The sequence below is a fragment of the Vibrio caribbeanicus ATCC BAA-2122 genome, assembly GCF_000165125.1.
Classification (GTDB): Bacteria; Pseudomonadota; Gammaproteobacteria; order Enterobacterales; family Vibrionaceae; genus Vibrio; species Vibrio caribbeanicus.
This window is the reverse complement of the sequence record NZ_AEIU01000079.1, coordinates 21,488-30,184: the sequence shown is the minus strand read 5'-3', so window position 1 is coordinate 30,184 and position 8,697 is coordinate 21,488. Positions and strand designations below refer to the sequence as shown.

Annotated in this window: 4 protein-coding genes and 1 pseudogene; 3 read left to right on the top strand and 2 right to left on the bottom strand. The window is 42.0% G+C overall.

What is annotated here, in order from left to right; genetic code table 11:
* Nucleotides 1-60: 60 nt before the first annotated feature.
* Nucleotides 61-1,746 (bottom strand): AMP-binding protein, encoded by a 1,686-nt coding sequence (locus RH40_RS12385; RefSeq protein ID WP_009601866.1) that lies wholly within the window; start codon nt 1,744-1,746, stop codon nt 61-63.
* Nucleotides 1,747-2,144: 398 nt separating this feature from the next.
* On the opposite strand from RH40_RS12385, the gene ylqF reads away from it, so the two are divergent.
* The 3 genes and pseudogenes from ylqF (at nt 2,145) to RH40_RS12370 (ending at nt 5,624) form a co-directional block, all read left to right on the top strand.
* Nucleotides 2,145-3,089 (top strand): ribosome biogenesis GTPase YlqF, encoded by a 945-nt coding sequence (gene ylqF, locus RH40_RS12380; protein ID WP_009601865.1) that lies wholly within the window; start codon nt 2,145-2,147, stop codon nt 3,087-3,089.
* An 82-nt stretch (nt 3,090-3,171) separates the two neighbouring features.
* Nucleotides 3,172-4,181 (top strand): annotated as a pseudogene (locus tag RH40_RS12375) (CobW family GTP-binding protein).
* Between the two features lie 474 nt (nt 4,182-4,655).
* Complete coding sequence (locus RH40_RS12370; protein ID WP_479688112.1) at nt 4,656-5,624, top strand: TDT family transporter; 969 nt, start codon at nt 4,656-4,658, stop codon at nt 5,622-5,624.
* 2 nt (nt 5,625-5,626) lie between these two features.
* Here the strand turns inward: RH40_RS12370 and RH40_RS12365 are convergent, their stop codons facing one another.
* Complete coding sequence (locus RH40_RS12365) at nt 5,627-8,695, bottom strand: SbcC/MukB-like Walker B domain-containing protein (protein WP_039954691.1); 3,069 nt, start codon at nt 8,693-8,695, stop codon at nt 5,627-5,629.
* Nucleotides 8,696-8,697: the final 2 nt, after the last annotated feature.

Sequence of the window (8,697 nt, the reverse complement as noted above, 5' to 3'; positions counted from 1 at the left end):
ATAACCCAATATTATTGAGAAGATAAAATAGCAGGCCTAGAAGGAGGCCTGCTGAGACAATTACAGACCCAACTCTTCTTCCATCATTTCACGCATTTTGTACTTCTGAAGCTTTCCTGTCACCGTGAGCGGAAACTCTTCAACAAAACGGATTATCGATGGTATTTTAAAGTGTGAGAGGCGCTCTGACAGGTAATGACGAATCGTCTCCTCTTCACAAGTGTGCCCTTGTGCTGTGATGACCCAAGCACACACAACCTCGCCATAGTAATCGTCTTTCACCCCAAAAATAGCCACATCTTCAATGGAATCCAACCCATGCAGAATGTCTTCGATATCTCTCGGGAATATATTCTCTCCACCGCGAATAATGAGATCCTTAGAGCGACCGACAATACTTACATATCCTTCGCTGTCCATTGTTGCGAGATCTCCAGAGTGTAACCAACCCTCTGAATCTATCGTAGAGCGAGTTTTTTCTTCATCATTCCAGTATCCAACCATCACACAATAACCACGTGTACAAAGCTCACCTGGTACCCCACACTCAACAACTTCTCCCTCAGTATCGATAATTTTCACTTCTGTATGGCGCAACACTTTGCCCACGGTTGTGACACGTTTTTCTAGTGGCTCATCAAATGCGGTCATACAGCTCAATGGACTTGTTTCTGTTTGCCCATAAGCAATCAATAAACCGTCCATATGCATCTTATCTTGGACTCCAGAAACCAGCTCTTCAGGACAAGTTGAACCCGCGATTACACCGCTTCTGAGCGTACTTAAATCAAAGTCAGAAAAGTTAGGATGGCGCAGTTGAGCAATAAACATGGTCGGCACACCGTGTAAAATCGTACATTTTTCACTTTCTACTGCCTTCATTGTTTCAAGAGGCTCGAAGCTTTCACCACTTAACACCACACATGCGCCAGCAGCTAAACAAGTAAGATTGCCCCCAACCATGCCAAAACAATGGTAGAGAGGAACAGGGATACACAATTTATCATGTTCATCCATTTTCAGCTTGTCTGCGATAGAAAAAGCATTGTTGAGGATATTAAAATGCGTCAGTGTCGCCCCCTTTGGAGAGCCTGTTGTGCCAGAGGTAAATTGAATGTTAATGGGCTGTTCCGCATGGAGTGATCTGCTTAGCGCCCTCACTTCTTCCAACTTTGATTCATCTGAAATCAACAATTTGTCAAAAGAGTAAAAACCCTGCTCTTCACTATCATCAATTAGTACCAGAGATTTAAGCGCGGGTAGCCTTTCAGAGGTGATGTTTTTATCACCAGAATAGCCGATCTCTGGAATAATTTCTTTTAAGATCTCGATATAGTTCGACGTTTTGAAAGAGCGGGTCATTATTAATGTTGAACACTCCACTTTTTGCAAAGCGAATTCAAGTTCCATCGATCGATAGGCAGGATTGATACAAACTAATATCGCGCCTATTTTTGCGGTAGCGTACTGGCTTATCGTCCATTCGACGCAGTTTTGAGCCCATATGCCAACTCTATCACCCTGTTTCACACCAAGATCTAGTAGACCACACGCAAGCATATCAACTTGTTCATTCAAGTCTCGATAGGAGAGTCTTATATTCTGGTGCACTGAAATAAGCGCCTCTCTCTCAGGATAACGTTGCGCTTGAATCTCTAATAGAGATCCTATGGTCTCTTCTGTAAGCGCGCCAGAAAAATCACCTTTTGAGTAGCTTATTGATGTATCTTGGTTTCCTACCATCATAATTTATATTCCATTAAATCAAAAAAATAAATTATGGCAGTTAAAATAAAAATTTAAATTAGTATACGTTCTTCAGATACACATTTATTAATCAAGTTAGATACAAAGAAAACAATAAAATTGTTTCCTAAATAAACTTCAAAAATATAATGAAATAATAAAAATATTATTTCATTAGGGTGTGATTATTATGGGGTTGAGGGAGCGGTTATCATACGAAAAAGCAAAAGCGTACCTAACTGACTCTACTATGCGGTTTCACAACATTGTTAGGTTTCCGAAAACAAAGAAAAAATGTTACGATCTACGCCAAAAGACACTTTATATAGTCTCTGAGCCTAAGCAGCTTTAAAGAGATGACTCAAATCTTCACACTAGTAAACAAGGTCAATATTCAGATGGTTGCGAATAAAATTCAATGGTTTCCTGGACATATGCACAAAGCTCGCAAGGAAATCGAAGAAGCGATACCACAAGTGGACGTTATCATTGAAGTTTTAGATGCAAGGATCCCCTTCAGTAGTGAAAACCCAATGATATCCGAGCTTCGAGGCGATAAGCCCGTGGTGAAAGTGTTGAATAAAAGGGACTTAGCGGATCCTGAACTTACCAAGTTATGGATTGATCATTTCGAAAAAGAAAACAACATCAAAGCGATTGCGATAACAACATCGAGTGTACAAGAAGTAAACAAGATCCTCGAGCTATGCCGCAAACTCGCTCCGCACCGCGAAGAAATCGGTAAATCAATTCGCACCATGATAATGGGGATCCCTAATGTAGGAAAATCAACCATTATCAATACCCTAGCGGGTCGTGCAGTGGCACAAACTGGAAATCAGCCGGCTGTAACACGCCGCCAGCAAAGAATTAATTTACAAAATGGCGTTGTTCTCTCTGATACTCCGGGAATTTTGTGGCCTAAAGTTGAAAACCCGCACAGTGGATTTCGCCTCGCTGCTACTGGTGCGGTTAAAGATACGGCGATGGAATATGATGAAGTGGCCTTTTACACCGTTGAATATCTCGCCAAAGCTTACCCCGAGAGACTAAAAGAGCGATACGAAATTGAAACGCTTCCGGAAAGCGATCTTGAAGTCATGGAAGAGATTGGCCGTAGACGAGGCGCTCTCAGATCGGGTGGTAGAGTGGATCTTCACAAATGTTCTGAAATACTTCTCCATGAGCTCAGAGGAGGAACGCTTGGTCAAATTACTCTAGAGCGCCCAGAGATGATTACTCAAGAGCTGATTGAAGTTGAAGCCGAAACAGCAAAAAGAGCCGAAGAAAAAGCGAAAAAGAAAGAAGAACGCAGAAAACGTTATCTAAAGAATAAACGCTAATATAGCCAAGTAACCTCATGATGCTGGGCTAAACGAAATGGTTTGCCTAGCATGCAAGGCAGCTAATTAAAGAAAACAACCTATGAAAGTACCTACGAATATCATTACTGGCTTTTTGGGAAGCGGCAAAACCACAGCTATTCAAAGCTTATTAAAACAAAAACCACAGCTATTCAAAGCTTATTAAAACAAAAACCAGCACATGAAAAATGGGCCGTTCTTGTAAATGAGTTTGGCGAGGTTGGTATCGATGGTACCATCCTCTCAGATAGCGGTGCCATCATCAAAGAGGTGCCAGGCGGTTGTATGTGCTGTGCGGCTGGAGTACCTACCTCAGTTGCACTCGTTGCCTTACTCAAAACTGAACCTGATAGATTGATCGTCGAACCAACAGGCTTGGGGCACCCAAAAAAGATTTTTTCAACCCTCTCCTCCGAGCAATTCAACCAACACATTGAGCTTAAGGCAACCGTTGGCCTTGTCGACCCTAGGAATTTAAGCAGTGTTAGACACCTTTCAAATTCGAACTTTATCGATCAGTTAGAAATGGCTGATATCATTATTGGCAATAAAGCGGAAGGTTGTAGTGAAGAAGAAATCAACACATTTCATGCGTGGATAGACGAACAATCACCAAGAAAAGCCCATTTTCAGCTGACCAACCAAGGACAGTTTGATATTGCGTTGTTGGATGTGGAGGCAAAGTATTCATGCATGGGTTCTCACTCCCACACACACGCGGGAGATACACTCACTGATGATAGTTCTGAGTTTACCTTAGATGAGGACACTCCCCATATAAGAAAGCTCAATAAAGGCCAAGGCTTTGTGAGTTGTGGATGGGTATTTCGCGCTGATATTGAATTTCGTTTTGATCGCGTGTTTAGCCTGCTCACTCAAATTTCTGCCGAACGCGTCAAAGCGGTGATTAAGACCAATAACGGTCAATATACGTTTAATATCTGCCAAGGCGTGGCTTCGGTCAATGAGACGTTAGAGCCAATATCTGAGAGCAGAGTTGAGATAATTAGTGAAACTTCGTTAGATTGGAATGACATTGAGGAAGCGCTACTCGGCGCTATGCCCAGTTAAAATGTGAAAAGGGCGCGCAATGCGCGCCCATCCCCGTTCTCAATCGTGAGTTTGCGAATCAGTATATCCACTAAGTGCTGTGGTCTGACATATAACGAGGCTAAAACTGTCACGTAAAACATCCAAATTGTATGTGGGACTTGGTCTCCTTGACGCAGGTAAATTCAACAATTCCCACTTAATAACTATGGTCTATTTTTAGCAAAATTCAAGTTAGCAAATCTTATCCAAGTTCTCTATTCAAAGTTTGAAAATTTAGTTTTCATCTCTTTCCCCAATCAACTTCAAGTTCCTTGGGTATAATGCTAGTTTTCTCCAGTAACCAAAGTATTATCAAGAGAGTTATTACTCTAAAGAAATCGATTCTGAGACACTTTATAAAACGCCCCATTAAATGGTCGTTTTTTATACTACTCGATATCTTTATCGGCTATGATTGGCTCCATTTTATATAAAAAGATTGCGCAGGTCAGATTGTTGAGCATAAAAAACTACATTCAATTTCGAAATGTTCCAGTGGCACAAGCGGCTCTGGCACTTGCCGTTATTGCGTTAGGACAAGCATGGGTGCTCTACTTTCCAACCATTGGGGGTACAATAAGACCATATCTGGCCCTATTGGGGGCAGGATTACTCGCACCTGTGATTGTAAAATACATAACCAATACGCCACTTTTTATCAGTGACTTAAAGCACCCCCTCAACGGTAGCTTAATGGCTCCAATAACCATGGGGCTTCTTATTCTGGCCGATTATCTAGCAGTGGTCAGTCCGATTATCGCCTACCCCCTTTGGTTCATTGCCATTATTGCCCACGTCTCTTTACTCACTTTATTTTTTTTCTTTCAATTAAAAAGCTTCAAAATTTCCAACATTTACCCAAGCTGGTTCTTATACCCAGTAGGGCTCATAAGTAGCTCATTAGCGGGTAGCAAATTTGGCCACGATGTTTTCTCGGTGACTTTAGTCAACATATGCGTCACTGTTTATTTCTTTATGCTTCCACTGATCCTATATCGTCTATTGTTTGAAGGCCCTGTTCCAAGAAAAGCAAAACCAACGCTCGCTATTATGGCCGCCCCAATTAACTTGGCACTGGCTAGCTACTTGGTGAACTTCCAACGACCGGATCCAATACTGACAGGTGCTCTAGCTGGGATCGCCATTACCATGACCTTAGTCATTTATCTCTCTTACTTTCGGCTTTTAAAGCAAAAGTTTCAGCCTTCAATCGCAGCACTTACCTTTCCTTCTGTGATCAGTACCATTGCCATGTATAGACTTACCGATTTCTTCGCCGCAAGCTTTCCGCAATGGGAGTGGCTCCATACGTTTGGTTTTATGGAGTTATTTGTTGCAACATTGCTGGTGATATGGGTGACATACAGCTACCTTAAAGCGTACTGGCCTAAGATTGACAGGCCAGCACTGAGCGATCAGTAGAGTTACATCGACTGCTGCGCCTCGAAGTGAGCGTTAACCATACGAACCTGGCTGCCTGATGCAGAAGCGTCCACATCAATTCTAAGTGACATTTGCTGTTTCAGTTCAGTCACATGAGAAATAATCCCTATCATGCGTCCCGTCTGCTGTAAGTCGATAAGAGTTTGTAAAGCAAGATCCATCGACTCGGGATCTAAACTACCAAACCCCTCATCAATAAATAGGGTATCAAGACGTACTCCACCACTATAAGATTGCACAACGTCAGACAGACCAAGCGCTAAGGATAAGGCTGCCATAAATGACTCACCACCAGATAGAGTTGCAACATCACGACTTTTACCCGTGTAACCATCTTCCACAGATAAATCGAGCCCTCTCCCCGCATTGCCTTTGAAACCTTCAGTTTTACGGACAAGTTGATACCGACCTTTACTCATCGTTGCCATTCTCTGACTGGCTTGAATCAAGACATCGTCAAGCAATACCCCCAAAACGAAGCGATGAAGACTTATGCGACTCCCCGTTTTTCCACTTGCCACCTCATAGAGTGTGCCATAAACCTGATACTCAGAATCTAAGCGTTGATTTTCATTGTGTAGCTTTTCAATGTCGGAGCTCACTTTCAGCAGTCGATGCTTGATAGACTGCCTTAAATCAAGCCATTTTCTTGCTTCGGAGTAACGGAGTTGTGTCTGCTCTAAAGCTAGGCGAAGTTGTTCTAAATTGGGGTATTCTGTATTGGATAGTTGAGCTGTGAGATCAGCCTTAGATTGTTCGAGTTTTATCCTAGTTTGATAATAGACCTCAACTCGCTCTTGCCAGCTATCAATCTTATCAAGCACAGATAACTGCTCTAAAAATGCTTGCTCTGTTTGTATCTGTGAATTTTTGAGCGCTTCTTGCCAAGCCAGTTTTAATCCATCCAATCGCTTACTCGTCTCACCGATGACCTCTTTGGTACTCGCATGATTACTTCTAGCTTCAGTCAGTGCTTTATGAGCGGCCTCAGCATTTCGTTGTGACAAAGATAGGTTTTGCTTTAATGTTTGAATTTGACTAACTATAGAATCATCCGTTTTATCAACTTCAGCAATTGAGGCGAAACCTTTTTCCTCAATCACCTTATTAAGCTCATCGATTTGCTGGTTTAATAAAGTCATTGTTGAGCTATTTTTACTCAGAGCGCTCACAACTTCCTGAATTTTTTCATCACCTTTGATACAACGTTCACGAAGCTGAATGACATTATTTTCAAGGGCATTAATATCAATTTTCTTCAATAGCTCAAACTGGTTGCGCTTATCCATCAATTGGGCTCGCAGTACCTCGATTTGCTCACTGGTATGGCTTTCTAGCTCAGCAGGCATTTCAGAAATGGTCTTTTCTTTTTCCTGCAATTCAGCCAACTGACGATGCAAATGACTTTCACACTCGCGCAGTCTATTCAACGACTGTTTCTCGAGATCACGAGCTGCCCGAACTTGTTCTCTCGAGATCAATTCAATCTGACTTGTGGCTGGCAAAGGGTGTTCCAAACTACCGCAAACGGGACAAGGATGGCCGCTTTGTAACTTTTGAGCCAATATGGCAGCTTGTCCATTGTGCCATTGCAACTCGAGACTATCTGCTTCATAACAATGCTTATCGTGCTCGCTTTTAGCAATATCTAAATTGGTCTGGAATACATCAGCGTTTTGCTTGGATATCTTCAGCTCTGATTTAAGTGAGGAGAGCTTCTCAAGGTCAGTAATGAGCTTCTCGCTACGGATGATGTCACTTTGTAATTCACCTAAGTTTGCAACATCTAGCCTTGCTTTGTTAACCATTGATTCGGAGCGATTTGCTTCCTCTTGCAACTGATTTTTATGTTTTAGAAATTGCTCTCGCTTTGCCTCCAGCCCTTGGCATTCCGTTTTATATTGCGTTCGTTTTAATTCTAGCTGTTCTCTTTCTTTGAGTTTCTGGCGAATAATTTGTAAATCAAATTGGTTCTTTTGCAAACATTCGATATTTTCGGCTTGTTTTTGGGCTGAAATAAGACCTTGTTGGCAATCCTTGTCATGCTTCTCTGCGCTGTGTGTCTGTGAATCAAGAGCCTGGAGTTTCTCTTGATAATTAGCCAGTTGTTTTTCGACTTCTCGCCAATTCACATAGTGAAGGTTGAGCTCTCGAGCTGCCTTTGCTGAGTGTAATTTTGATTTTATCGCAACAATTTCACTCTCACTTTTTTCAAATTCAGACAACTGATTAGTAGCCTGTTCGAGCTTGTTAAATTGTTGACAAATAGCTTCTGAAAACTGCAACTTCTCACGCTGTTTTACTAACTGCTCCTGATACTGCCTTTCTTTTTGTGCAGATTCCTGTAGGTCTTGCTCGATACTTTCGAGTTGGCAGTGCAATTCACTTTCAGACTCTACTTCTGCAACTTTTAAGGCACCTAAAATCTGATTATCAAACTCTTCTTTTTCCTTACAGATAGCACCTGCTTTATCTTTTAAGCTATTTTCAATTTTTTTATAGATATCCGTCTGAAACAGTTGGCCAAAAATTAACTCGCGGTCTTTAGAGCTCGCCAGCAGTAACTCTCTAAACTTCCCTTGCGGTAGCACCATAACCTGACGGAATTGAGTTTCATTAAGTCCTAAAAGCTGTGTAATTTCTGCCTTAACAGAAGCAGTGCGACTGGTGATCAGTGTTTCACCATCCGTCACCTCATAAAGGCTAGCTGTATGCTTTTTCAGCGTTAAGCCCTCTCCTCTGGACTTCGGTGCTTCTTGCTCAGGCGATCTCGTTACAAGGTAACGTTTTTTACCCAGCATAAACTGTAACTCAACAAAGGTAGGCACATTAATCGCAGCCTGATCACTACGCATGTGCGAACCTAAACGTTCGTTACTGGTCGTCTCTCCATATAACGCAAAACAAAGGGCATCTAAAATTGAGGTCTTACCCGCTCCCGTCGGACCATTTATCAGAAAGATAGGATGAGTACCAAGCGCTTGAAAGTCTACTACTTCCTTTGATGCAAAAGGCCCAAAGGCTTGCATTATTAGTTTTATAGGTTTCATGA

Bases quoted from the DNA above. Each gene is read 5' to 3' on its own strand.
- RH40_RS12385 (WP_009601866.1), bottom strand. From the start codon at position 1,746: ATGATGGTAGGAAACCAAGATACATCAATAAGCTACTCAAAAGGTGAT.
- ylqF (WP_009601865.1), top strand. From the start codon at position 2,145: ATGGTTGCGAATAAAATTCAATGGTTTCCTGGACATATGCACAAAGCT.
- RH40_RS12365 (WP_039954691.1), bottom strand. From the start codon at position 8,695: ATGAAACCTATAAAACTAATAATGCAAGCCTTTGGGCCTTTTGCATCA.